Origin of the sequence: Pseudomonas palmensis (assembly GCF_017848315.1) — a bacterium.
In the GTDB taxonomy this organism is placed as follows: Bacteria; Pseudomonadota; Gammaproteobacteria; order Pseudomonadales; family Pseudomonadaceae; genus Aquipseudomonas; species Aquipseudomonas palmensis.
This window is the reverse complement of sequence record NZ_JAFKEC010000078.1, coordinates 1-22,308: the sequence shown is the minus strand read 5'-3', so window position 1 is coordinate 22,308 and position 22,308 is coordinate 1. Positions and strand designations below refer to the sequence as shown.

The 22,308-nt window shown below is 63.7% G+C and carries 18 protein-coding genes and 1 pseudogene; 8 read left to right on the top strand and 11 right to left on the bottom strand.

Annotation, left to right across the window (positions count from 1 at the left end; all coding sequences use genetic code 11):
• Positions 1-123: 123 nt before the first annotated feature.
• Positions 124-1,017, bottom strand: a complete 894-nt coding sequence (locus JZZ72_RS25635; RefSeq protein WP_210015369.1) for a LysR family transcriptional regulator — start codon at positions 1,015-1,017, stop codon at positions 124-126.
• A gap of 94 nt (positions 1,018-1,111) precedes the next feature.
• Between JZZ72_RS25635 and JZZ72_RS25630 the strand changes: the two genes are divergently transcribed.
• From JZZ72_RS25630 to JZZ72_RS25620, 3 genes are all read left to right on the top strand, one after another.
• Complete coding sequence (locus JZZ72_RS25630) at positions 1,112-2,278, top strand: MFS transporter (RefSeq protein WP_210015368.1); 1,167 nt, start codon at positions 1,112-1,114, stop codon at positions 2,276-2,278.
• A gap of 124 nt (positions 2,279-2,402) precedes the next feature.
• Positions 2,403-2,843, top strand: a complete 441-nt coding sequence (locus JZZ72_RS25625) for a MerR family transcriptional regulator (RefSeq protein WP_116053566.1) — start codon at positions 2,403-2,405, stop codon at positions 2,841-2,843.
• Between the two features lie 94 nt (positions 2,844-2,937).
• Positions 2,938-4,215 carry an NADH:flavin oxidoreductase/NADH oxidase family protein gene (locus tag JZZ72_RS25620; protein WP_210015367.1) on the top strand — a complete coding sequence of 426 codons (1,278 nt, stop codon included), beginning with the start codon at positions 2,938-2,940 and terminating at the stop codon, positions 4,213-4,215.
• A 59-nt stretch (positions 4,216-4,274) separates the two neighbouring features.
• Here JZZ72_RS25620 and JZZ72_RS25615 read toward each other — a convergent pair whose 3' ends face one another.
• Positions 4,275-5,687 (bottom strand): amidase, encoded by a 1,413-nt coding sequence (locus JZZ72_RS25615; RefSeq protein ID WP_210015366.1) that lies wholly within the window; start codon positions 5,685-5,687, stop codon positions 4,275-4,277.
• A gap of 88 nt (positions 5,688-5,775) precedes the next feature.
• The gene (locus tag JZZ72_RS25610) at positions 5,776-7,068 is read right to left on the bottom strand and encodes an MFS transporter (RefSeq protein ID WP_043861683.1); all 1,293 of its coding nucleotides are present in this window, start codon (positions 7,066-7,068) and stop codon (positions 5,776-5,778) included.
• 97 nt (positions 7,069-7,165) lie between these two features.
• On the opposite strand from JZZ72_RS25610, the gene JZZ72_RS25605 reads away from it, so the two are divergent.
• Positions 7,166-8,149 carry an Lrp/AsnC family transcriptional regulator gene (locus JZZ72_RS25605; RefSeq protein WP_210015365.1) on the top strand — a complete coding sequence of 328 codons (984 nt, stop codon included), beginning with the start codon at positions 7,166-7,168 and terminating at the stop codon, positions 8,147-8,149.
• A gap of 36 nt (positions 8,150-8,185) precedes the next feature.
• Here the strand turns inward: JZZ72_RS25605 and JZZ72_RS25600 are convergent, their stop codons facing one another.
• From JZZ72_RS25600 to JZZ72_RS25590, 3 genes are all read right to left on the bottom strand, one after another.
• Positions 8,186-8,518: a hypothetical protein gene (locus tag JZZ72_RS25600; RefSeq protein WP_210015364.1), complete on the bottom strand. Its 333-nt coding sequence runs from the start codon at positions 8,516-8,518 to the stop codon at positions 8,186-8,188.
• Between the two features lie 76 nt (positions 8,519-8,594).
• On the bottom strand, positions 8,595-9,104 hold the full coding sequence (locus JZZ72_RS25595; RefSeq protein WP_054914271.1) for an autoinducer binding domain-containing protein: 510 nt from the start codon (positions 9,102-9,104) through the stop codon (positions 8,595-8,597).
• 121 nt (positions 9,105-9,225) lie between these two features.
• On the bottom strand, positions 9,226-9,858 hold the full coding sequence (locus JZZ72_RS25590) for a hypothetical protein (protein WP_236066335.1): 633 nt from the start codon (positions 9,856-9,858) through the stop codon (positions 9,226-9,228).
• 346 nt (positions 9,859-10,204) lie between these two features.
• Between JZZ72_RS25590 and katG the strand changes: the two genes are divergently transcribed.
• A complete protein-coding gene (katG, locus tag JZZ72_RS25585) occupies positions 10,205-12,475 on the top strand; it encodes a catalase/peroxidase HPI (RefSeq protein ID WP_116053576.1) in 2,271 nt (756 codons plus the stop codon).
• Positions 12,476-12,565: 90 nt separating this feature from the next.
• Here the strand turns inward: katG and JZZ72_RS25580 are convergent, their stop codons facing one another.
• The 4 genes from JZZ72_RS25580 to JZZ72_RS25565 all read right to left on the bottom strand — a co-directional run bounded on the left by JZZ72_RS25580 (position 12,566) and on the right by JZZ72_RS25565 (position 17,363).
• On the bottom strand, positions 12,566-14,434 hold the full coding sequence (locus tag JZZ72_RS25580; protein WP_210015363.1) for a sensor histidine kinase: 1,869 nt from the start codon (positions 14,432-14,434) through the stop codon (positions 12,566-12,568).
• An 8-nt stretch (positions 14,435-14,442) separates the two neighbouring features.
• Positions 14,443-15,126 (bottom strand): LuxR C-terminal-related transcriptional regulator, encoded by a 684-nt coding sequence (locus JZZ72_RS25575; RefSeq protein WP_043861687.1) that lies wholly within the window; start codon positions 15,124-15,126, stop codon positions 14,443-14,445.
• Positions 15,127-15,233: 107 nt separating this feature from the next.
• Positions 15,234-15,869, bottom strand: coding sequence for a LysE family translocator (locus JZZ72_RS25570; protein WP_043861688.1), 636 nt, complete (start codon positions 15,867-15,869; stop codon positions 15,234-15,236).
• Positions 15,870-15,950: 81 nt separating this feature from the next.
• Positions 15,951-17,363, bottom strand: a complete 1,413-nt coding sequence (locus JZZ72_RS25565; RefSeq protein ID WP_043861689.1) for an aminotransferase-like domain-containing protein — start codon at positions 17,361-17,363, stop codon at positions 15,951-15,953.
• Between the two features lie 360 nt (positions 17,364-17,723).
• Here JZZ72_RS25565 and JZZ72_RS25560 point away from each other — a divergent pair, with 360 nt between their 5' ends.
• From JZZ72_RS25560 to JZZ72_RS28380, 3 genes and pseudogenes are all read left to right on the top strand, one after another.
• Positions 17,724-19,139 carry an amino acid permease gene (locus tag JZZ72_RS25560; RefSeq protein WP_043861690.1) on the top strand — a complete coding sequence of 472 codons (1,416 nt, stop codon included), beginning with the start codon at positions 17,724-17,726 and terminating at the stop codon, positions 19,137-19,139.
• A 222-nt stretch (positions 19,140-19,361) separates the two neighbouring features.
• Positions 19,362-20,387, top strand: a pseudogene (locus tag JZZ72_RS28385) (HAMP domain-containing protein); the annotation flags it as partial.
• Positions 20,388-20,417: 30 nt separating this feature from the next.
• Complete coding sequence (locus tag JZZ72_RS28380) at positions 20,418-21,245, top strand: methyl-accepting chemotaxis protein (RefSeq protein WP_373874884.1); 828 nt, start codon at positions 20,418-20,420, stop codon at positions 21,243-21,245.
• Between the two features lie 9 nt (positions 21,246-21,254).
• Here the strand turns inward: JZZ72_RS28380 and JZZ72_RS25550 are convergent, their stop codons facing one another.
• Positions 21,255-22,307 carry an NAD(P)-dependent alcohol dehydrogenase gene (locus JZZ72_RS25550; RefSeq protein ID WP_043861692.1) on the bottom strand — a complete coding sequence of 351 codons (1,053 nt, stop codon included), beginning with the start codon at positions 22,305-22,307 and terminating at the stop codon, positions 21,255-21,257.
• Between the last annotated feature and the right edge of the window lies 1 nt (position 22,308).

Below are 22,308 nucleotides of genomic sequence, written 5' to 3'. Positions count from 1 at the left end.
GTATTCAAGATTCTGGCTTGTGGGGAAGCTGGAGGGGTTACCGTTTCAGCATTGATGCTGGTGAGGTAACGACATTTTCGAGACTTCAACACCACAAGTACCCGGAAATTTCAGATCAAGCGCTTACATCCGGTGATGTTCCAGCAAGAAGTCCACGAACAGTCGCACCCGCGCCGGCATTGCCGCCCCGCCGACGAACACAGCATGGATCGGTTCCTGGTCCCCAGGGTTCCAGGCTTCCAGCAGCGGAATCAGGGCGCCGCGCTGCAGATCCTCGCGCACGCTGAACTCACCGATACGTGCAATGCCGGCGCCTACTCGCGCAAGTTGTGCCAGCGCTTCACCACTGCTGCATTCGATGTTGCCGCTGACCTTCAGGGAAAACTCTTTTCCATCGCGGATGAACGGCCAGTTGGGTTCGGCACGCCGGAAGTTGAAGCGCAGGCAATTGTGCTGAAACAAGTCTTCCGGCTCCTTGGGGATGCCCTCGCGCTGCAGATACTCGGGCGATGCCACCACTACCTGGCCGGTGTCGCCGATCCTGCGCGCGGTCAGTGGGCTGTCGGGCAGATGGCCGAAGCGGATCGCGACATCGGCCTGCCCGCCGAGAATGTCGACCACTTCGTCGCCGAGGGTAAGGTCGACGACGATGTTCGGGTAACGGGCGCTGAATGCTGCCACCAGCGGGACGATGGCCAGCCGCCCGTGGCCAAGGGCGGCACTGACCCGCAATCGCCCCCTGGGCACGCCCTGGTCAGCGATCGCTGCTTCGACCTCGTCCATATCGGCCAGGATACGCCGGGCGCCGCGCAGGAACGCTTCGCCCTCGGCAGTGAAGGCGAGCGCTCGGGTGGTGCGCAACAGCAGGCGGGTGCCAAGGCGTTGCTCGGTACGCGCGATGACCCGACTGACTGCCGAGGGTGTCACGCCCAGTGCACGCGCCGCGGCCGACAGGCTGCCTTCGTGCGCCACGGTGGTGAACACGCTCATTTCACCTGACCTGCCGTTGAAGTCCACTTGTGCCTCCTGCGCAAAGGTGATTGCCAAAAATGCTATCTACCGCGTTAAAAAACTGCATCGTAGCATTGGCGGCATAGATAAGGAGCCTTCCATGCGTATCAATCCACCACTTGTCGCACTTGCCATCGGTGCCTTTGGCATCGGCGTAACAGAATTCGCCCCCATGGGCATGTTGCCGGGTATCGCTCAGGATCTGGGCGTTTCGATTCCCGCTGCCGGTTTGCTGGTCAGTGCCTATGCGCTGGGCGTATTGCTCGGTGCACCGCTGATGACACTGACCACCGGCAGGATTCCCCGACGCTATCTGCTGATCGGGCTCATGGGAATTTTCACCTTGGGTAATCTGATGTCAGCCCTGGCCACCGATTACTACAGCCTCATGGTCGCCAGGGTGGTGACCTCACTGAACCATGGTGCATTTTTTGGCGTTGGCTCCATCGTCGCCGCCAGCGTGGTCGCCCCGGAAAAACGTGCCGGGGCGGTGGCGGCGATGTTCATGGGCCTGACCTTGGCGACCATCGGCGGTGTGCCGCTGGCCACCTGGTTTGGTGAACTGTTCGGTTGGCGCACCGCTTTCTGGGGAATTACCGGTCTCGGCGTGGTGACCATGGCCGCATTATGGTTCGCCCTGCCTAACCTGAAGACGTCGCAAAGCGTCGGTGTAATGGCCGAAATTCGAGTACTGGGGCGCGGTCCGGTGCTGGGCGCGTTGGCCCTGACCGTAGTCGGGTCGAGCGCGATGTTTACTGTCTTCACTTACATCGCGCCGATCCTCAGCAGCGAAACCAATGGTTCCACCGCCTACATCACTGGCATGCTGGTTCTTTTCGGGGTGGGGTTGACGCTGGGCAACCTGTGGGGCGGCAAGGCCGCCGACCGCTCGATAGATCGCACCTTGATCGTCTCGCTGAGCGTTCTGATTCTCGTCTTGCTGGCGTTCACCCTGCTGATGCGTTGGGCGGTGCCGGCCGCTCTGGCCATCCTGATATGGGGTATCGCCAGTTTCGCCCTGGTGCCGCCACTGCAGATGCGTGTGATGGAAGCAGCGAAGGATGCGCCCAATCTTGCCTCTGCGGTGAACATTGGCGCCTTCAATTTTGGCAACGCGATTGGCGCAGCGCTGGGCGGAGCGGTGATCAATGCCGGGTTGGGTTATCCGGCCATTTCCCTGGCCGGAGCGTCGATGGGTGCTCTGGGGCTGCTGATGGTGTTGGCGTATGGCTGGCGTTCCAGAGCGATTGCATCAACAGTGGTGTGACGAAGCGCTGATGCCAGTGGCGTAGACAGTGGTCGAGCCTGAATTCAATGCGTGATGGTTGGCCGCCCCGATGGCTTTAGGTTTAAAGTCAACTTCAAGGTCAACAGAGTGTTCAGGGTGGGTTATGCGAATAGGCGAACTGGCGAAAATCAGTGGTTTGGCGCCCTCACGCATCCGGTTCTACGAGTCGAGCGGCTTGATCAAATCTGTCGAGCGCAAAGCAAATGGTTACAGGGACTACGCGCCTGATACCAAGTGGGTGTTGGAGGTCATCACCGCAGCGCAGGCGGCGGGTTTTTCATTGGAAGAAATTCGGCAGTTGATGCCGATGAATGCCAGCGGTTGGCAGCACGATGAATTGCTCAGCGGGCTTAAGCAAAAGGTTGAGGAAATTGCTGTTCTACAGCAACGGCTAGCCCACAACAAAGCGCAGCTTCTGCTCGTCATCCAGGGCATCGAGGGTAAGCCCGAAAGCATGGCGTGCGCGGAAAATGCGCAAATGCTGATCAATCGCCTGCGTGAAGAAGGCATTGGCAAAGCGCCGGGCAAGCGTGCGGTGCGTTAAGGTCAAACTCCACTGCTGCACTGCGCAAAAGGGTATTGACCTTAAAGTTGACTTTAATCTTAAGGTGGCCTCCTCTTCAGTTGAGGGCTGCTCCATGAATGTGTTCGACACCCTGATGCTTCCCAACGGTTCAACCATAAAGAACCGAATCGCCAAAGCTGCCATGGAGGAGAACATGGCGGACGCCGATCAGGCGCCTTCCAAGGACCTGCTGCGTCTCTATCAAGCATGGGCCGGCGGTGGTGCCGGCCTGATCATTACCGGCAACGTTATGGTCGACGGCCGCGCCATGACCGGACCGGGTGGCGTGGTGTTGCAAGACGATCAGCAATTGCACAAGTTCAAGCACTGGGCGCGTACAGGTCGGTCTGGCGGTGCGCAGTTCTGGTTGCAGATCAATCATCCCGGTCGCCAGATGCAGTCCAATCTTGGGCAAAAGACCTGGGCCCCGTCAGCCGTGCCGCTGGACCTCGGCAAAATGTCCAGGCGATTTGCCACACCTCATGCGATGACCCCAGGCGTGATCGAAGAGGTTGTTCAGCGCTTCGCGAATACCGCACGCCTCGGCGAACAGGCCGGATTTACTGGTGTGGAAATTCATGCTGCCCATGGCTATTTGTTGAGCCAGTTCCTTTCGCCGTTGACCAACCAGCGGACGGACGAGTGGGGTGGCCCTCTGGAAAACCGGGCGCGCCTGTTGCTCGAAATCGTCAAGGCGGTCAGGGCTGTCGTTTCTGCGGATTTTGCAGTGGCGGTCAAGCTGAACTCCGCCGATTTCCAGCGCGGAGGATTCACCGCCGATGACGCGAAAAAGGTGGTTGAGTTGCTCAACGACCTGGGCGTGGACATGGTGGAGTTATCGGGAGGCAGCTACGAAGTGCCCGCCATGCAGGGTGACGCGCGCGATGGTCGCACCCTGGCTCGCGAAGCCTATTTCGTCGAGTTCGCCCGTGATATCCAAACCGTCGCCAACATGCCGGTGATGGTCACTGGCGGTATACGCCGCCGCCCGGTGGCCGACAGCGTCGTGCAAAGCGGTGTGGACATGGTGGGCATCGGAACCGCCCTTGCTATCGACCCGCACCTGCCTCGCCAGTGGCTGGCGGGCAACGACAATGCCCCTCAATTGCCGCCGATCACCTGGAAAAACAAAGCCATGGCGGCCTTGGCGAACATGGCTGTAGTGAAGTTTCAATTGCGTAAACTCAGTCGCAATAAAAATCCCGACCCGAGTGTTTCACCGTTGTTCGCGCTGATCCTGCAACAGGCCGCCATGGCGTTTCGCACTCGCCGGTACCGGAGATGGGTAGAAAAGTCTTCGCATTGCAACGGCCTGACGATCGCAGCGCACGGCGATGGTCTGCCTGGATGACACCTGCGCAACATCACTGAAGACGTTGCGCCAGGTGCTACGCGAGTGTTGTTCCGGGCTTAAAGCCCCCACCGCCCCAGCTCGGGCTTGCGCTCGTCAAGCAGCAGTGCAGGCGCCATGGCGCTCGCCATGTTCAGCAAGTGCATGTCGGTAGATACCGGTGACAGCAGCTGCACGCCAATCGGCATCTGTGCTTCATCGAATCCGGCGGGTAGGGCGATTGCCGGGGTGCCGAGGTAGTTACTGGCGCGGCTGAACGTGCCGATGCTCACGTGAGCAGCGTCCTGCTCATCAAGAGGCAGGGCCCCGTGACCGCTGACCGGCATCAGCAGAACACCGGATGAGCCGATCGCTCGTCTGAAGGCCTCGGCGGCGTGGGCACGCTGTGCAACGGCGTGTTCGTAGTCGTCACGGCTGATGGCCGCGCCGGCCAGGATGCGATTGCGCACCACCTCCCAGAGCGGCTGCGCAGGGTCATGTGCAAGGTGGCCGAACTCGCGATACCCCTCATAGGCAATGATCATCGAGTTGCACTCGGACAGCCGGCCGATGTTCAACTCATCCTCTGGAACCCAGCTCTGGAGCGTCCAGCCGGCCTTTTCCAGGGTGACCAGGGCCTGATCCCAAACCCGGCGAGCGCCCACGGACAGCGCACTTGGGAACGCGCTCTGGTCCAGTACGAACACCGTGCCCGGCTTGGCTGGTACCAGCTCACCTGCAAGGTCGGCCTGAACGCTCGACCCACTGCCGGTAGACGGGCTGGCAAGGATGGCCGTGAGTGCATGGGCGTCGCCGACATCACGGGCGATCGGGCCCAGCACGTCGAGGCTGGGCGCAAGCGGAACCACACCGTGCACGCTGATGACCCCACTGGACGGTTTGAAGCCGACCAGATGATTGAGCGATGCGGGGGCTCGGATCGATCCGCCGGTATCGCCCCCCACTGCAACAGGTACAAGCCCTGCGGCAACAGCAACCGCCGCACCTGAAGAGGAACCGCCCGGGGCGCGATGCAGCGTTGTGTCCCACGGGTTCCAGGGCGTGCCTCGGGTCGGGTTCTGCCCGGACAGGCCGAACGCAAATTCGGTCATCTGGGTCTTGCCCAGGATAACCATTCCGGCCGCCTGCAATCGTTGCGCGACGGTGCTGGTCACGGCACTGACAGTGCTCAGGCGGCTCAACGAGCCTGCCGATGCCGGGGTATGGGCGATTTCGATGTTGTCCTTGATGGCGACCGGTACGCCATGCAAAGCGCTCGATGGGTGGCCTGCCTCGAGCGCACTGTCGGCGGCATCGGCTGCCGCCAGGGCTTGCTCTGCGAACACTGCGGTAAAGGCATTGAGCTCGCTGCCGCGAGCAATGCGGTCCAGAAAGTAGTGCGTGACGGCACGCGAGGTGATCTGCCGGGTAGCGATCAGATGGGCAATCTGCAGGGCAGACTGGAAACATAGGGCTTCGGATCGTTCGAGCATGGGTTCTAGGTTCTAAGCGGTGTGGGTCGGTAATCCCCGTATCCGATACTCGTTGACGGGGATTGCATGGCGTTGTTCGAGCCAGTGACTATTTCAGTGGCTTTCCGGCTGTTTCCGGCATTTTGATGAAGGTCACAAGCGTGAGCGCGGCGCCTGCGAGCACGTAGTAGAAGAACCAGCTCTCCTGACCGTTGCTCTGCAGCCAGGTCAGCAGATACGGCGTGGTACCGCCCAGCAGCGCCACCATCAGGTTGTAGGGAGCACCAATGCCGACGGCGCGAACGCGGCTGGGGAACTGTTCGGACATGATTGCCGGGGCGATGGAGGTATAGAGCGCGTAGAGCATAAGGCCGAACAGCTCCACCATCAGGATCGACGAGAACGTCGGCTGCATGCTGGTGATGATCGGGTAGAAGAACACCAGGTAGCCCAGGGCGAACACGATCAGTTGCGGCTTGCGCCCGAACTTGTCAGAGAGCATGCCGAAGAGTGGGTGCACGAGCATGAACGCGACCATTGCAACCGTGTTTGCAGCGAACGCTGTCGAGGACTCCACGTGCAGCGCGCGGATGGCATAGGTCGGGATGTAGATGACGAACAGGTAGAAGGCAAAGGTGCTCAGGATCGAAAAGCCCACGATCCGCAGGGTCTCGCGCGGATAATCGCGCAGCAGGGTGCGCAGCGGTTGCTTCTCTACCTTGTCTGCGGTTGGCGGCGTGGAGGCTTCTGCTTCAGGTACCGACATACGCAGCCAGATGCCTGCGATACCGCCCAGGGCGCCGAGCAGGAACGGAATGCGCCAGCCGAACTCTCTCATCTGTTCCTCGGTGAGGAGGGTGGTCAGCGCCCAGCCGATCGCCGAGGCGGTCAGAATGCCCGCGGCGGAGCTGAAGAACACGAAGCTCGAAAAGAACCCGCGACGGTGGTCCGGCGCCAACTCGGCAAGGTAGGTAGAGGCTGAAGCGTATTCACCGCCCAGCGACAAGCCTTGCATCAGGCGCGCTATCACCAGCAAGACCGGCGCGAGCAGGCCGATCTTCTCGTAGGTGGGGGTGATGCCGATCATCAGGGACCCGCCTGCCATCAGCAGGATGGTGACCCCCAGTGCCGATTTGCGGCCATAGCGATCAGAGTAGATCCCCAGGGCCCAGCCGCCGATCGGGCGCATGAAGAACCCCACGGCGAAAATCGCGAAGGTCGCCAGCAGGGACGCCGTTTCGTCATTTTTTGGAAAGAATTGTGTGGAAAAGAACACCGCGAACGACGCATAGATCGTCCAATCGAACCACTCCACCGCATTGCCAATGCTGCCAGCAGCAATTTTGCGCGCGGTTGATACCTGCGGCTTTGCCGCTTCGGACGTTTGAGTCGCATAATTCATTGGCTTGTGCCTTTGGGTTTGAGTTGTAATTGTTTTTAGACATATGCGGCGTTTTTTTGTATTAATTTGGCCACTTGAGCGAAGGTATTGTAAGGATATGGTCTCGTCAACCGTTGATTCGGATGAAAAAAGACATTTTGCGTTGGATGACGCGGATCTGGCCTGCCTGATTGCACTGCAGGCGAACCCTCGCGGCACCTGGCGGGATCTGAGTGCCGGCTGCGATGTGGCGGAGCGTACGCTTTCGCGTCGGCTGCAACGCTTGATGGACAACGGGTATATCCGGGTGATCGGCGAGCTCGACCCGGTTGTGGTGGGGAGTGGCCCGGTGCTGCATGCCTGGATTCGGGTAGCAGACGGTCGTCAGAGCGAAGTGGCGCAGCACCTGGCGCAGTTGGCACAGACGCAGGTTGTGATGGCGACAACGGGCGAGTTCGACATCTTCACCGAGATCAACCTGCCCAGCGTGGAAGCGCTTTCTGACATGGTGGTGCGGGAGTTGCCGCTGGTGCCGGGGGTTAGGCAGGTGCAGACGCAGGTGGTGCTCAGGTCGTTCCGACGAGCCAGCCGCTGGCGTATTGATGGTTCGGTGCCTACCGAGCCGGTGCTGGCCGGGCCTGTGAGCCTGAGTGCTGACGAAATGCGGTTACTCGGCGCCCTGACCCTGGATGGAAGGGCCAGCCTGGGCGTGCTTGCCGAGACATGTGGAGTCAGTGAGCCGAAGGTTCAGCGGATGCTGAGTGGGCTCGTCGACAGCAATGCCCTGACATTTCGTGTGGAGCTCGAGCCGTTGCTGGTGGGCTATGGGGTAGAGGCGATTGTGTCGTTGCAGACTCGACCGGGTGCGGCGGAGGGCATTGCCCAGGAACTGGCGAAGGATGAACACACGCGTTGCCTGTTTGGCACCAGTGGCGGCTCGCAGCTGTTCTGGCATGTGCTGTGCCGTGATATCCATGATCTATGGACCGTCTCGACCGCCCGCATGGGATCCCTGGAGGGGATCATCTCGTGTGAGACCAACACGGTGGTCAGGGCCTACAAAAGGGCGGGGCGGGTGCGTCGAGGGTTGATGGTCGAGTAGGGTTCATGCCTGCCTTTGTGCAAGCAACGTAGCTGGCTACGTTGCCTGTTTGGGCTTCCAGTAGTCCATCTCGGCCACCGCTCTTTCAATGTCATCCATGTCGTCGCAGCCCAGCTCGAGGTTGAACTTGTCAGTGATTGTTCTTCGCATGGCGGCCAGTCGACGGGTGATCTGGTTTTCATCGATGAACCGTGTCGTCTCTTCGCAATACAGCGCTCTGTCGCCTGGGCTGATGTCGCCATCAACATCCTTGTAGTAATGGCGGGCAATGTCTCTCAGGGAAATGAGCATGTATTCGATATCGGCGACAAGGTGGATGGCTTCTTCTCCAGACAGGAGGATTTCTCTGTTTTCCTTGAGCAGTTTCAATGGGTCTTCCACTCGATCTTTGAACGGGCCAGGTAGCGAGGATATCCCATGTGGCGCTGGCGAACCCCGTTGCGGGTCACTCGGATGATGACGGCCCCTGCGGGTCATTCACCAGAGCGGCCGCCGTCGCATGCAGCACCTGCACCAGCCACAGCACCGCGGCCCCCTTGCGGTAAAGCTCATTGACGGTCACGGGCGGGTGTTGGCGTACCACGCTCAAGCTGCTGAACCTGCCGTGCTCATCGTGAAAGGGTTGGGTCCAACCGAGGCAAACGCCGTGATCCTGCGCGCCTGCCCACAACTCGGGGGGGCTGGTGAAAGCCTCTGGTGTCCACAGCAACGGGAAGGATGAGTGCCGGCTGTGCGCAAGCAGGGGCTCAACGACCGCAGGCTCATGGCGACGGTAGCGCTCGCCCCATGGGTTGGGGCAGTTGCTTTGTGTGATCGAAAACGTCGGGGTGGTGAAACTGAAGGCGTAGCAGTCGAAACCCAGGCACCGAAGCAGCTTTTCCAATTGCGCCAACTGGCTGTCCAGGTCCTTCGAGCACACCAGCTGACGCAGTTGCTCCGTTGTCCAGTGATCCATCGTTGCTCATCCCTGCATGATGTGAACATCCGTGGATACAGATCAGTTTCTCCTGACAAATACGTATCAGATGCGCCTTTTACGACTGTAGCTCAGCTTTTTTGCGCTATTGCAAAAAGCGCTAACGCTTTTGCCGGGTGGCCTGCCTCTGGTCGGACCCGCCCTCAGGGTCAAGTTCGCGCAGGCTTGCGGGCCCTTGTGCCGGTGATTCACCAGTCACCCGGCACAGCAACGCGCTGACTCGCTCGCCGTCCACCACACCCCGTGCCTGCAAGAGGTCGGCCACTGCTACCAGCCCCGCCCAGTACCGGCGTACCAGGCAGCCGGACCGGGCGATGGCCAGGGCCTCGGCATCGAGCAGCTTGTGCGCAGGCAACAGGCTGATCAGTTCATGCCCGCGGCAGCGGTCGCCACGGCCGCTGCCGCGCAAGATCCGGTCATAGCGTGCGTGCCGGTGGATGGCTTCGGCCACGGGCCCGGCAAAGCAGTGCAGCAAGTCGCGCTCGATGGGTTCGACGAGGGAGGGCAGGTATTCGGCAATGCCACGGGCGGCGAAGGCCGGGTGCACGATCAGGTAGTCCGCCTCCACCAGCCCCTCGGCAAAGTGCGCACGCCCGTTCAGGTCGATCAGCGGGCCGCTGGCGGCCTGGGCGTGGGTCAGCACGGTCACCCGTGCAATGGGCTGGCCGTTCCACCACACGGCCAGGGCGTGACCGGCCTCGTGGATGGCGGTTGAACGCGGGCGCATGTCCATGGGGCGAGCCTCCCGTGGGGTGGTCGCTCGCCCTGACTACGCCTGCGTTATCGGTGCACGGCTCAGCGAGCGTTTGTCCTACCTTCTGCTCCCTGGCGGGTTCCGTATAAGAGATTATGGCTATCACCCACCAATACTGCGGCTATTTGCCGACTCGGGGGCGGCGAACTAGCCTTAGTTCGGTGCCGGCGCCAGCTGGCCGACCCATCCTGATGAAGAGACAAGATCGCGGCGCTCAGCCGTTCGAGTCGTTGACGATGCAACCTGTGTAACTGATTTCGCACGTTGCCACGGCGCCCTGGCAGGGCTGCCTGGCGACATGAACTCGACCAAGGGTAGCTCTCACATGGCAACTGAATCGAAATGCCCGTTCAATCATGCCGCCGGCGGTGGCACCACCAACCGTGACTGGTGGCCCAACCAGCTCAACCTGAAGATCCTGCATCAGCACGCGCCCCAGGCCGACCCGCTGGGCGAGGGCTTCGACTATGCCCAGGCGTTCAAGAGCCTGGACTTCCAGGCCCTCAAGCAGGACCTCACCGCGCTGATGACCGACTCGCAGGACTGGTGGCCGGCCGACTTCGGCCATTACGGGCCACTGTTCGTGCGCATGGCCTGGCACAGTGCCGGCACCTACCGTACCGGCGACGGGCGTGGCGGTGCCGGCTCCGGCCAGCAGCGCTTCGCGCCGCTCAATAGCTGGCCCGACAACGTCAGCCTCGACAAGGCGCGGCGGCTGCTGTGGCCGATCAAGCAGAAGTACGGGCGGGCGATTTCCTGGGCCGACCTGATCGTGCTCACCGGCAACGTGGCGCTGGAGTCGATGGGCTTCAAGACCTTCGGGTTTTCCGGCGGTCGCCCGGACGTGTGGGCGCCGGACGAGGACGTGTACTGGGGCTCGGAGAACAAGTGGCTGGGCGGCGACACGCGCTACGGCAAAGACCCTGAAGCCATGCAGCCGCCGGGCGAGGGCACCCTGGTGGCCGAACCCGAGCAGCACGGCAATGAAGAAAGCCGTACCGAGCAGGGCCGCAACCTGGAGAACCCCCTGGCCGCAGTGCAGATGGGGCTGATCTACGTGAACCCGGAAGGCCCCGAAGGCAACCCCGACCCGGTCGCTGCCGCCAAGGACATTCGCGAGACCTTCGGGCGCATGGCCATGAACGACGAGGAAACCGTGGCCCTGATCGCCGGCGGCCACGCCTTCGGCAAGACCCACGGCGCCGGCCCGGCCGACAACGTGGGCCCCGAGCCTGAAGCGGCAGGCCTGGAGGAGCAGGGCCTGGGCTGGAAGAACAGCTTCGGCAGCGGCAAGGGCCCGGACACCATCACCAGCGGCCTGGAAGTGACCTGGACCACCACCCCGACCCGCTGGAGCAACAACTTCCTGGAGAACCTGTTCGGCTTCGAGTGGGAGCTGACCAAGAGCCCGGCCGGGGCCCACCAGTGGACGCCCAAGGGCGGCGCCGGCGCCGGTATCATCCCCGACGCCCACGACCCGTCCAGGCGGCGCAACCCCACCATGCTGACCACCGACCTGTCGCTGCGCTTCGACCCGATCTACGAGAAGATCTCGCGCCGCTACCTGGAAAACCCCGACCAGCTGAGCGATGCCTTTGCTCGCGCCTGGTACAAGCTGATCCACCGTGACATGGGCCCGCTGTCGCGCTACCTGGGCCCGGAACTGCCCGCTGAGGAGCTGCTGTGGCAAGACCCGATTCCCAAGGTCGACCACCCGCTGGTCGATGACGGCGACATCGCCGCGCTCAAGGCCAAGGTACTGGCCTCGGGCCTGTCGGTGGCGCAGCTGGTGTCCACCGCATGGGCGGCGGCTTCCACCTTCAGGGGTTCGGACAAGCGCGGCGGTGCCAATGGCGGGCGGCTGCGCCTGGCCCCGCAGAAGTTCTGGCAGGCCAACCAGCCCGAACAGCTGGCCGCCGTGCTCGCGACCCTGGAAGGCATCCAGAACGAATTCAATGGGGCGCAGGCCGGTGGCAAGAAGATCTCCCTGGCCGATCTGATCGTGCTGGCAGGCAACGCCGGCGTCGAGCAGGCTGCGAAAAACGCCGGGCATACGGTCACGGTGCCGTTCACGCCGGGGCGCACCGATGCCAGCCAGGAGCAGACGGACGTGGAGTCGTTCGGCTTTCTCGAACCCATTGCCGATGGTTTTCGCAACTACCTCAAGGGGCACTACCGCGTGCCGGCCGAAGCGCTGCTGATCGATAAGGCGCAACTGCTGACGCTCAGTGCACCGGAGATGACGGTGCTGGTGGGCGGCCTGCGGGTGCTGGGGGCCAATGTGGGCCAGAGCAGCCATGGCGTGTTCACCCAGCGGCCGCAGGCGCTGACCAATGACTTCTTCACCCACCTGCTGGACATGGGCGTGGAGTGGAAGCCGGTGTCCGAGGCCGCTCAGGCGTTCGAAGGGCGTGATCGCAAAAGCGGGCAGGTGAAGTGGACCGCGACCCGGGTCGACCTGGTGTTCGGCTCGAACGCGCAATTGCGGGCCGTGGCCGAGGTGTATGCCAGTGCGGATGCGCAGCAGCAGTTCGTCAGCGACTTCGTGGCGGCCTGGGCCAAAGTGATGAACCTGGACCGTTTCGATGTGAAGTAGCGCGTTCGCCGGCAAGGCCGGCCCCTGCAGAGCAGCACAACCCCTGCAGGGGCCGGCCTTGCCGGCCAAGCGAATGCCTGCAGTACCGGCTCACACGCTGGCCGGCACCTCCCGTTGCAGCGCAAGGCGTGCAACAAGCCGCGTACAACCCGGCAGCGAAACCACCTCCAGCTGACCGCCCACCCGGGCGATGCGCGCATTCATGCTGCGCATGCCCACGCTCACCCCGGCGCGCTGTACCGCCAGCACGTCGAAGCCGATACCGTCATCCTCGATGTTCAGCTCCAGGCTGTCGGGCTGCGGCTGCTGCAGCTCAACCTGCACATGCCGGGCACGGCTGTGCTTGACCACATTGGTCAGCGACTCTTCCACCAGGCGGGTCAATGCCATGCACTGCAAGGCGCTGGGCGGTGTGCGCCACTGCGCGGCAAAGTGCCAGGTGCAGGTCACATCCAGTTCGTCGAACAGCTGGGTGAAGCGATGGCGCAGCGGGGCGATCCATTCCTGCGGCGTGGCCGGCACCTTGATGCCGGCGCTGGAGCCATTGTCGATGGTCTGGCGCAGGTCATCACGCAGCAATTTGAGCATCGACAGAAACTGCGGGCCCTGCAGCGGCGTGCTGGCCTGCTCGACCATGGCCATCATGCGCACCAGCGAACCGCCCAGCCCATCATGCAGGTCGTGGGCGATCTGCAGGCGGTCCTGCAGGCGGGAGTTGGTCAGCGCCAGGGCGTGTTCGCGTTCGAGGGTGGTGGCCAGTTCCCCGCGAGCGCGCTCGATGCCTTCGGCCAGCTCCAGGTTGAAGCGCTCGATGCGGCGCACGCTGCGCGCATGGCGCAAGCCCAGCACCACCGACATGCACAGGGTCGTCACCACGCTGGTGAGCGGTGTCCACGCGGGCGTTTCGCCGATCAGCTTCAGCATTATCAGCAGGTCATGGGCACCGGCCAGCATGAATATCAGCAGGCTGGCGGCCAGCCACACATGCTCGGGCCGCCGGGTGCGCAAGGCATGCAGCTGAAACTGCAGGCAGTTGAGGAAAAACACCGTCGCCGTGCTCAGCACCGCCACCAGTTGCGCGTTGCCGACGCGGGCATCCGGGGCCAGTGCCATCAAGGCCACCAGTGCGGCAGTCAGCAGCCAGAGTGCCTTCTCCAGGCGCGGCAGCGATTGCCCGCCAAAGCGCCAGACAAACACGCAGAAGCAGGTGACGTACATCACCAGCGCGATGCCGTTGAAGCGCGCAGCCATCAGGGTGGTGGAGAAGGGCCAGGGGCTGGTCATCAGTATATTGGCGATGAACAGCACCCAGCACAGGGCCATGGCCGCATACCAGCCAAAGATACGTTGCTCGCGGCGGATCACCCAGATACAGAAGAACAGCCCGCCCAGCACCGCCGAGATGGTCAGGTTGAGCACGAACAACGAGCGGTTGGTCCACAGCAACTCTTCATACAGCTGGCGTGCCGAGGCCTCATCCCCCAGGTACACCGGCCCCAGCCCGGGTGACTGTACCGCCAGGCCCACCACACGTACCCACAGCGTGTTGACGCCTTCGTTCAGCAGGCCTTCGGGCAGGTGCCAGTAGCGGGGCATGTTCCAGCTGCGTGACAGCGGCTCGCTCAGCTGGCTGTCACGCCACAGGCGCTGGTCGTTGACGAACACTTCGCCGGCCATGATCACCGAGCGCAGCGTCAGTGCCACCGGCATGCGTTGACCGGCCGCGCAGTCGCGCTGCCACTGGAGGCGGTACCACACCGTGCCGTCGTGCTGCGGCCAGCGTCGGCTCCAGTCGTCGGGCAGGGTCACGGCCTGCCAGGGGCCGGCCTCGGGGCGGTTGCCCTGGTCATCACCCTGGGCGGCGGCTACCGACAGCACCTGCACGGTGCAGCTTGCACCGCCCGGCGTTGCAGCCTGCGCTGCACCCGACAGGCACAGGACGAGCAGCCAGCACGCCATCAGGCCTCTCAATCGAGCAGGCCACGCGTGCGTGCCGCATGGATGGCGCGGGTGCGCGAAGACACCGCCAGCTTGCGATAGATACGTTTGACGTGGCATTCGACGGTGTAGCGCGACAGGTTCAGCTGTTCGGCGATTTCGCGGTTGCCCAGGCCCTCGGCCACCAGGCGCAGGATCTGGTCTTCACGCGGGGTCAGGCGTTCGCCATCGGCGGTGTCGACCGGCTGGGCGGCCCCCGGGCGCAGTTCCTCGATGATGCGCCGGGCCACGAACGGGTCGATGGGGGCGCCGCCGCGCAGCACGCTGCGCAGCGACAACAGGATCTCCAGGTCGTCGCGTTCCTTGAGCACATAGCCGGTGGCGCCTGCCCGCAGCGCCGCAAGCAGGGTGTCTTCGGTGCTCCATGCCGAGATCACCAGGATCGCCTGGCCGGGGTCGGTGGCGTGCATCTCTTCGATCAGCTCGATGCCGTTGCCGTCGGGCAGGCCCAGGTCTACCAGCGCCAGCGCCACCGGCTGCGCCGCCAGGCAGGCGCGGGCCTCGGCCAGCGAGCTGGCGAACAGCAGGGCCTCGGGCCGGTAGCCCAGTTGCAGCAGCAGGGCTTCCAGGCGGCGGTGGATCAGCGGCTCGTCCTCCACCAGCAGTACCGGCGCGAGCAGCGTGGGTTCGGGAACAGTCGTCTGGATAGGCATGGGCAGTCTCGGGCGCGCGGTGGGGGCGACTGTGCCCCATGCAGCGGCCAATAGGTATCCCTGAAAACAGGTAAATGAAGCCTCATAGCCTACCCCACGCCCCGGTGCTAGCCCAGCGCCATTACCGCGATCACGCCCAGCGCCAGCAGCACCAGCATCGCCCCCGTGGCCCGCTCCAGCCACGGCAGGGCACGGGCGAAGCGGCGGCGCACGTGGCGGTTGCCGATCACCACCGCCACCAGCAGGTCCCACGCCAGCACCACGCCGAACATCCACAGGCCGTAGGCCAGCTTCCAGCCAGGGCTTGCCTGCGGCCCGCTCAGCATGGCCGCCAGGCTGGCGTAGAACAGCGCGTTCTTGGGGTTGAGGATGCCGGACACCACCCCCATGCCGGCGGCGCCCAGCCAGGTGGTGGCCGCGGGCGACGGTGCCGGCGACCCCTGCGGGGCAACCTCCAGCGTACTGGCACCGGCATGGCGGATGAACAACCAGCCCAGGTACAGCAGGTAGGCGCAACCGGCCAGTTGCAGCACGATGAACAGCGTGCTGTGCGGCTGCAGCACCGACACGCCGGTAAAGGCGGCGACGATGAACACCCCGTTGGCCAGTGCGATGCCCAGGCAGGCTCCGCTGGCCACGCGCCAGCTGGTGGCCAGGGAGGTGCGTGCCACCAGGAAGAAATCCGGCCCGGGTGACAGCAGCGCCAGAAAGTGCGCTGCTGCAATGATCAGGAACTGCTCCATGTAACCTTCACTTCTATGGATGTGGGTCCAGGAAGTGTGTGGCGGGGCCGGTGGCGGCGTATTGAACAAAATTGCGCAGGTTCAGGCGGCGTGACGGGCGAACAGCTTTTCCAGTTGCTGCCACAAGGCCGGGTCGGTGCTGAACGCCACGTTGAAGCGCATCCAGCCGGTGGCCTGGGCGTCGACCATGAACAACTGGCCGGGGCCGATCATGATGCCGCGCTCCAGGGCGTCGTCCACCAGCGCTGCGCTGTTGGCGATCTGCGGGTGGCGGGTCCACAGGTACATGCCCTCGTCGGACTCGACGAAAATCTCGAAGCCCAGGCGGTTCAGGCGCCGGCTGACCTCCTGCTGCGCCTCGGCCAGGCGCTGGCGCAGGCGCTTGAGGTGCTTGCGCCAGCGCCCGTCGGTGATGGCCGCATACACCACGCGCTCCATCACCTGTGAGGTGGTCAGGCCCGAGCGCATCTTCAGTTGCAGCAGCTTCTGGATCAGTTCGGGGTTGGCCAGCATGTAGCCCACCCGCACGTTCGGCGAGATGCTCTTGGAATAGCTGCCCACGTACACCACCTGCTGCAGGTGGTCCAGGCTGCTCAGGCACGGTTGCGGTTCGGCCACCATGTCGGCGTACAGGTTGTTCTCCACCAGGCGAAAGCCGTGTTGCGCCGACAGTTGCAGCAGGCGGTGCAGTTGCGCCAGCGGGGTGCGCGAGCAGGTGGGGCTGTGCAGGTGCGGCTGGGTGAAGAACACCGTGGGCCGGTGGTGGGCCAGCAGCCGCTCGAGATGCTCCAGGTCGTACCCGGCCGGGGTGCGCGGCACGCCGATCAGGGTGGCGCCCTGAAAGCGCAGGATGCTCATCAGGTTGGGGTAGCCCGGGTCGTCCACCAGCACCACATCGCCTGGGCGCACCAGGGTGCGCACCGCCAGGTCCAGCGCCTGGCTGGCGCCGTGGGTGAGCATCAGCTGGTTGGGGTTGGCCACGATGCGCTGGTCCTGTTCCAGGTTCTGCGCGGTGAGGGTGCGCAGCTCGAGCAGGCCCATGGGGTCGCCGTAACCGCTCAGTTCCATCACGCTGCCGGCCACCTGGCGCAGCCCGCGGCGCAGGCCGTCCTCGAACATCCACTCGTTGGGCAGCCAGCCACAGCCGGGCTTGAAGGCCAGCTGACGGCTTTCGAAGATGTTCTGCAGGTACCACTCGGAGTTGAACTCCGGCTTGCCCGGCTCGGCGTCGCTGGCCTGGCTTTCGATGCGCTCGTTCACCGAGCGGTTGACGAAGAAGCCGGCATTGCCGCGGCTGACCAGCAGGCCCTGGGCCACCAGCCGATCGTAGGCTTCGACCACGGTGAAGGTGCTGACCGAGTAGGTGGCGGCGAAGGCGCGGATGGACGGTACCTTGGCACCGGGTTTGAGGGTCTGGTTCTCGATCAACTCACGCAACCCGTTGATGATCTGGTTGACGAGCGGGGGGGCGGAGTCGGGTCGTAATTCAAGCATGTTGGGGCTGTGCCTTCAGGGTGCGTAACGCCTGGCGCCTGCAGGGAACGGGGGTGTACTGCATTGGCGGCCTGTACAGTGCAGTGCATATTTCACGGCGCTGTGCATGGCTCTCTGTGTCGTACATTTTTACATTAGGGGTCTGTATTCGCCAGCTAAAGCATGTTGAGAGGCCCGATCACTACCGCCAGGGGCAAGCCCCCGGGCGTGCACAGCACGATTGCCGACCTTCAAGGCCATGGATGCCCGCCGGGTTTGCGATCCATCCCGTACACAATCAGACACTGACGAGCAATGAAGCCCGGCATTCGCCGGTCTTGCGTGTTCGCTGGAAAAAGAAAAACAAGGGGTAGACAACTGATGGACGCTACATCGACTTCCACATCCTCCAAGGTGGAGCCCGAGAGCAAGCTTAGCGCTTCGCTCAAATCGCGCCACCTGACCATGATGTCCATCGCCGGGGTGATCGGCGGTGCGCTGTTCGTGGGCTCGGGGAGTGTGATCCACAGCGCCGGGCCGGCCGCCATCCTGGCGTACCTGGCCGGCGGCATCCTGGTGGTGCTGATCATGCGCATGCTGGGTGAAATGGCCACCTCCTCGCCAGACACCGGCTCGTTCTCCACCTACGCCGAGCGCGCCATCGGGCGCTGGGCAGGCTTCACCATCGGCTGGTTGTACTGGTGGTTCTGGGTCATCCTGATGGCCTGGGAAGCCTACGTGGCGGGCAAGATCCTGCACGGCTGGTTCCCCTCCATCAGCGTCAACGTGTTCGTGCTGGCCACTACCCTGGTGCTGATCAGCGTCAACTTCTTCAACGTCAAGCACTACGGGGAGTTCGAATTCTGGTTCGCGCTGATAAAGGTGGTGGCGATCATATGCTTCCTTGTGGTGTGCGGGCTGGCCGTGGCCAACCTGTGGCCCACCGGTGAGGTCCACGGCATCAGCAACCTCACGGCCCAGGGCTTCATGCCCAATGGGGTGGAGGCAGTGGTGGTGGCCATGCTGGGGGTGATGTTCGCCTTCCTGGGCGCCGAAATCGTGACCATCGCGGCCGCCGAGTCGAAGAACCCGTCCGAGCAGATCGTCAAGGCCACCAACTCGGTGGTGTGGCGTGTGTGCCTGTTCTATGTGGGTTCGATCTTCCTGATCGTGGCCCTGGTGCCGTGGAACGACCCGCTGATGGGCCAGTCGGGCTACGGTTCGTACCGTCGTACCCTGGAACTGCTGGGCATTCCGGGCGCTGAGTTCGTGATGAACTTCGTGGTGCTGACCTCGGTGAGCAGCTGCCTGATCTCGGCGCACTACACCGCCTCGCGCATGCTGTTCTCGCTGTCGACCCGCGGTGATGCACCGTCGTTCTTCAAGATCACCCGCGCCGGTACCGGTGTGCCGGTGTTCGCCATCATCGGTTCGTGCTCGGTGGCGGTGTTCGTCGCCCTGATCAACTTCAGTGACACCCTGCGCCCGAAAGACGTGCTGGACGTGCTGATGAACACCACCGGCATGATCGCCTTGCTGGTGTACCTGGTGATCGCGTTCTCGCAACTGAAGATGCGTCGCAAGCTGGAAGCCGAGGGCAAGGAAATCCGCCTGAAGATGTGGCTGTTCCCGTGGCTGACCTACCTGGTGATCGTGTTCATCATCGGGTGCCTGGTGACCATGGCCTTTGTGCCGGACTACCAGGTACTGGTGTTCTCCACCGGTGCGGCGGCGGCCATCGTGGCACTGATGGGCGTGTTCATGCACGTGCGTGCGGCCAGGCAGCTCAAGGGCTGACAGGCACCATGACGAAAAAGACCAGGGCCGCAAACGGCCCTGGTTTTTTTTTGCCTGCCCGCGGCGCGGATGCCGCCCGCCGGGTTCGTCCTACAAGCAGTGGCCGGGATGCCGGTAAACAATCCCCATTACGGCACCGGGCAATCATCGCAACGTTGATTGCAGTGTGCCAGTACGCCTGCCTAGCATGCCCGTTTGCTCGATTCGGCACGGAGTGCAGGCATGAAGATCGTTCACAAGGCTGGCCTGGCGGCCGCCACATTGCTGTTCATTACCACCGGATTGCTGTCGGTCGCGCAGGTCAGCCAGGTGCGCGACGCCCTGCACAAGCAAGTGTCTGCCGGCATCGCCGAGTCCAGCGGTGCCCTGGCCCGGCAGATCGAGAACTGGCTGAACGCCAAGCTCAAGCTCATGGGCCTGGTGGCGCAGGCCATCGACAGCCGCTACAGCCCTGAAAACACCCAGCGCATCATCGACAGCCCGATGCTCAAGGACGAGTTCATCCTGATATTCGGCGCCTTGCAACGCGACGGCAAACCCCTCACCAACACGCCCAGCTGGCGCCCCGATGCGAGCTGGGACGGGCGCACACGGCCCTGGTATGCCGTCGCCAAGGGCGCCGACAAGGCGGTGCTCACCGAGCCCTACATCGACTCGGCCACTGGCGAAACGCTGATTTCGGCGGTCACGCGCCTCCACGATGGCGCTACCTTCGCCGGCGTGCTGGGCGGCGATATCCGCCTCAAGAGCGTGGCCGATGCCATCAATACCCTGGACTTCAACGGCGCCGGCCATGCCTTTCTGCTCAGCCGCAACGGCACGATCATTTCCCACCCCGACAGCCAGTACAACGGCAAGCCCTACAGCAGCCTGTTCGATGGCCAGCACCCGGCGCTGGACAGCCAGCTGCAGACGGTTCGAACCGGCGATCACGATTCACTGGTGTCCTTCACCCCGCTGACCTACCTGGAGGGCATGGACTGGTTGATCGGCGTGGTGCTCGACCAGCGCATCGTGATGGCCGAGGCCGACAGCCTGACCTGGCGTGCAGTGCTGGCCACGCTGCTCGGCGTGCTGGTGAGCCTCGTGGTGCTGGGCCTGCTGCTCGGGCGCCTGCTCAAGCCGCTGGACCTGCTGCACCGCTCGTTCCATGAGGTCAACCAGGGCGACGGCGACTTGACGCGGCGCCTGCCCGACGGCGGCAATGACGAGGTGGCGCTGGTGTCGCGCGAGTTCAACGGCTTTCTGGGCAACCTGCAGAACCTGATCCATCAGGTGATGAGCACCTCCAACCAGGTGCGCGAGAGCACCCACCTGACGTCGGCCGAAGCCACCCGGACCGATGAACGCCTGCAGCGCCAGTTGCAGGAGCTGGACCAACTGGCCACGGCCATGCAGGAGATGGCCTCCACCGCCGAAGACGTCGCGCGCAACGCCCAGGCAGCGGCGCAGGCCGCAGTGATTGCCGACGAGGAAGCACACGGCGGCGAGGACGTGGTGCGACGCTCGACCGCGGCGATCCGGCAACTGGCCAGCGAAATGGACGACACCGGCCATGCAATCAATGACCTGTCGCGCCTCAGCGACAACATCGAGTCGATCCTGGCGGTGATTACCAGCATTGCCGAGCAGACCAACCTGCTGGCGCTCAATGCCGCCATCGAGGCTGCACGTGCCGGCGAGACGGGGCGAGGTTTCGCGGTGGTGGCCGACGAGGTGCGCACGCTGGCCTCGCGCACCCAGCAGTCGACCCAGGAGATCCGCCAGATGATCGACCAGCTGCAGGCCGGGGTGCGCCACGCCGAGTCGCGCATGCAGCACAACCGCGACAGCGCCGGCAAGACCGCCGAGGAGGCGGGCGCGGCCAACGACATGCTCGTGCGCATTCGCCAGGCGATCACCCGCATCAACGACATGAACACCCAGATCGCCACCGCGGCCGAGCAGCAGAGCGCCACCAGCGAAGAGATCAACCGCAACACCACGACCATTCGCGACATCAGTCATGAAGTGGCCGCAGGCACCCAGGTGCAGGTGCGCCAGTGTGCGGTGATGGTGGAGCAGGTGGGGCAACAGCACCACCTGCTGGGGCGCTTCAACCTGTGAGGCGGAGGCTCAGGCCTTGAGCGAGGCCATGTCGATCACGAAGCGGTACTTCACGTCGCCGGCGATCATGCGGCTGTAGGCCTCGTTGATGTGCTGGATGTCGAGCATCTCGATGTCGCAGCAAATGCCGTGCTCGGCGCAGAAGTCCAGCACCTCCTGGGTTTCGGCGATGCCGCCGATCAGCGAGCCGGCCAGTACGCGGCGCTTGAGCACCAGGTTGGCGGCGTGCAGGGGCGGCTCCACCGGTTCGATCAGGCCCACCAGGATGTGCACGCCGTCGAACTTCAGGGTTTCCAGGTAGGGGTTGAGATCGTGCTGCACCGGGATGGTGTCGAGCAGAAAGTCGAAGTGCCCGGCCACGGCGGCCATCTGCGCGGCATCGGTGGACACCACCACATGGTCGGCGCCCTGGCGGCGGGCTTCCTCGGCCTTGCTGGCCGAACGGGTGAACAGGGTGACTTCGGCGCCCATGGCCTTGGCCAGCTTGATGCCCATGTGGCCCAGGCCGCCCATGCCGAGGATGCCGACCTTGTGCCCGGCCTTGACCCCGTGGTGCTTGAGCGGCGAATAGGTGGTGATACCGGCGCACAGGATCGGCGCGGCGCTGGCCAGGTCCATGCCGGCCGGGATGCGCACCACGAAATGCTGGTCGACCACGATACTGCTGGAATAGCCACCCATGGTGTTGCTGCCGTCGACCCGGTCGGGGGTGGCGTAGGTCATGGTCGGGCCTTCGAGGCAGTACTGTTCCAGGTTGGCGGCGCAGGCCTGGCAGTGGCGGCAGGAGTCGACCATGCAGCCCACACCCACCAGGTCACCCACCTGATAGCGGCTGACGCTGGCGCCCACGGCAGTGACCTTGCCCACGATTTCGTGGCCGGGCATCAGCGGGTACACGGCGATGCCCCATTCGTTGCGGGCCTGGTGGATATCGGAGTGGCACACGCCGCAGTAGAGAATCTCGATGGCTACGTCGTCGGGGCGTGGGCTGCGGCGCTGGAAGGTCATGGGGGCGAGGGGTGTGGTGGCCGACTGGGCGGCGTAGCCGATGGCGGTGTACATG

What these genes read in the sequence shown, in the direction of transcription:
- JZZ72_RS25625 (WP_116053566.1), top strand. Translation starts at nt 2,403, where the DNA reads ATGCGAATAGGCGAACTGGCGAAAATCAGTGGTTTGGCGCCCTCACGC.
- JZZ72_RS25565 (WP_043861689.1), bottom strand. Translation starts at nt 17,363, where the DNA reads ATGCTTGAATTACGACCCGACTCCGCCCCCCCGCTCGTCAACCAGATC.
- JZZ72_RS25560 (WP_043861690.1), top strand. Translation starts at nt 17,724, where the DNA reads ATGGACGCTACATCGACTTCCACATCCTCCAAGGTGGAGCCCGAGAGC.
- JZZ72_RS25595 (WP_054914271.1), bottom strand. Translation starts at nt 9,104, where the DNA reads ATGGATCACTGGACAACGGAGCAACTGCGTCAGCTGGTGTGCTCGAAG.
- JZZ72_RS25610 (WP_043861683.1), bottom strand. Translation starts at nt 7,068, where the DNA reads ATGAATTATGCGACTCAAACGTCCGAAGCGGCAAAGCCGCAGGTATCA.
- JZZ72_RS25575 (WP_043861687.1), bottom strand. Translation starts at nt 15,126, where the DNA reads ATGCCTATCCAGACGACTGTTCCCGAACCCACGCTGCTCGCGCCGGTA.
- JZZ72_RS25615 (WP_210015366.1), bottom strand. Translation starts at nt 5,687, where the DNA reads ATGCTCGAACGATCCGAAGCCCTATGTTTCCAGTCTGCCCTGCAGATT.
- JZZ72_RS25550 (WP_043861692.1), bottom strand. Translation starts at nt 22,307, where the DNA reads ATGTACACCGCCATCGGCTACGCCGCCCAGTCGGCCACCACACCCCTC.
- katG (WP_116053576.1), top strand. Translation starts at nt 10,205, where the DNA reads ATGGCAACTGAATCGAAATGCCCGTTCAATCATGCCGCCGGCGGTGGC.
- JZZ72_RS25580 (WP_210015363.1), bottom strand. Translation starts at nt 14,434, where the DNA reads ATGGCGTGCTGGCTGCTCGTCCTGTGCCTGTCGGGTGCAGCGCAGGCT.
- JZZ72_RS25590 (WP_236066335.1), bottom strand. Translation starts at nt 9,858, where the DNA reads ATGGACATGCGCCCGCGTTCAACCGCCATCCACGAGGCCGGTCACGCC.
- JZZ72_RS25620 (WP_210015367.1), top strand. Translation starts at nt 2,938, where the DNA reads ATGAATGTGTTCGACACCCTGATGCTTCCCAACGGTTCAACCATAAAG.
- JZZ72_RS28380 (WP_373874884.1), top strand. Translation starts at nt 20,418, where the DNA reads ATGAGCACCTCCAACCAGGTGCGCGAGAGCACCCACCTGACGTCGGCC.
- JZZ72_RS25605 (WP_210015365.1), top strand. Translation starts at nt 7,166, where the DNA reads ATGGTCTCGTCAACCGTTGATTCGGATGAAAAAAGACATTTTGCGTTG.
- JZZ72_RS25630 (WP_210015368.1), top strand. Translation starts at nt 1,112, where the DNA reads ATGCGTATCAATCCACCACTTGTCGCACTTGCCATCGGTGCCTTTGGC.
- JZZ72_RS25570 (WP_043861688.1), bottom strand. Translation starts at nt 15,869, where the DNA reads ATGGAGCAGTTCCTGATCATTGCAGCAGCGCACTTTCTGGCGCTGCTG.